The organism is Archangium sp., assembly GCF_036388035.1.
Taxonomy (GTDB): Bacteria; Myxococcota; Myxococcia; order Myxococcales; family Myxococcaceae; genus Archangium.
Map to the genome: position 1 here is coordinate 1 of NZ_DASVSO010000923.1, position 1,666 is coordinate 1,666.

A 1,666-nucleotide genomic window follows, 5' to 3' on the forward strand; every position below is an offset into this window, starting at 1 on the left:
GTCGCCGATGCCGCAGCCCCTCATCGAGAAGATCCTCCTGCACATCGGGCGCGCCATCCAGCAGGGCACCTTGCAGGTCTTCGACTACACGTTGGAGATGCCGCAGGGGCTCCAGCACTACGAGGCCCGCATCTACCGGAGTGGCTTCAACGAGGCGGTGGCGCTCGTGCGCAACATCACCGCGCTCAAGCAGACCGAGGAGCGCCTGCGTCAGAAGGAAGAGGAGCTGCGGCGCAACCGCGACAGCCTGGAGGAGCTGGTGCGCACCCGCACCGAGAAGCTCCGCATGGCCACGCTGGAGCTGGAGGATCAGCAGGCCCAGCTCATCCAGGCCGAGAAGATGGCCTCGCTGGGACAGATGGCGGCCGGCGTCGCCCATGAGATCAACAACCCGGTCAGCTACGTGATGAGCAACCTGGGCACGCTCGACGAGTACATCTCCGTGCTCACCCCGCTGCTCCAGCTCCAGCGCGAGCTGCTGGACGGCCAGGAGCCGGGGACCGAGGGCGCTCGCGAGGAGCTGTTCGCTCGCATGCGCGAGCTGTGGAAGCAGGGCGACCTGGACTTCATCCTCGGGGACATGCCGGAGATGATCCAGGAGTCGCAGGCGGGCACCCGGCGCATCCAGGAGATCGCCCAGGGCCTGCGCTCGTTCGCCCGCGAGGACTCGGGCGCGCCGCAGCTCGTGGACGTGAACGCGGAGCTGTCCTCCACGCTGAAGATGGTGTGGAACGAGCTGAAGTACAAATGCGAGGTGAAGCGCGACTTCGGGCCGCTGCCGCCCATCAGCTTCCACCCCACCCAGCTCGCCCAGGTCTTCACCAACCTGCTCGTCAACGCGGCGCAGGCCATCGAGACGCGCGGGGAGATCCGCATCCGCACCCGGCACGAGGGCAACGACGTGGTGGTGGAGATCGCCGACACGGGCAAGGGCATGACGCCAGAGACGATCTCCAAGCTCTTCACGCCCTTCTTCACCACCAAGCCGCGCGGCCAGGGCACGGGGCTGGGGCTGTCCGTCAGCTACGGCATCATCACCCGGCACAAGGGCCGCATCGACGTGCAGAGCGAGCCCGGCAAGGGCAGCACCTTCATCCTCCGCCTGCCCACCGGGCAGTGAGCCTCAGCGCCGGACTCCGGCCCCATTCAACGGCAGCCGCAGCCGCGCGCGGCACCCGGGGCCCTCCATACGGTTCTCCAGGCGCAGACTGCCGCCGTGGGCCTCGGCGATCTGCCGGCTGAGCGCCAGCCCGATGCCACTGCCCTCCGGCTTCGTCGTGAAGAAGGGCACGAAGAGGTTGGCCGTGTCCGCCAGGCCCGGGCCCTCGTCCTCCACCCACACCTCCACCGCGTCCGGCGAGGCCACGGTCCATGACAGCCACACCCTGCCCTGGCGCTCCCGCGCCGCGTCCACCGCGTTGCGCACCAGGTTGATGAGGAGCTGCTCGAGCTGATCGCTGTCCGCGCTCACCGTGAGCATGGGCCCCGGGCGCACCTCCACCGGCAGCCGCGTCTCCAGCGCGGCCACCCGCTGCAACCAGGGCTCCACCTCCACGGGCGCGAGCTTCGGCGGGGGCAGGCGCGCCAGCCGCGCATACGCGGACATGAAGCGCCCCAGTGCCTCGCTGCGCCGCGCGACGATCCCCAGCCCCACCCTCGCGTCCTC

General features: G+C 69.6%; 2 protein-coding genes. One reads left to right on the top strand and one right to left on the bottom strand.

Annotation, left to right across the window (positions count from 1 at the left end; translation table 11 throughout):
* Nucleotides 1-1,120 (top strand): sensor histidine kinase (locus tag VF697_RS38315; protein ID WP_331102933.1); only part of this gene is annotated, 1,120 nt, incomplete at its 5' end.
* A 3-nt stretch (nt 1,121-1,123) separates the two neighbouring features.
* Here the strand turns inward: VF697_RS38315 and VF697_RS38320 are convergent.
* Nucleotides 1,124-1,666, bottom strand: a 543-nt coding sequence (locus tag VF697_RS38320) for a sensor histidine kinase (RefSeq protein WP_331102935.1), incomplete at its 5' end; no start/stop codon positions are given.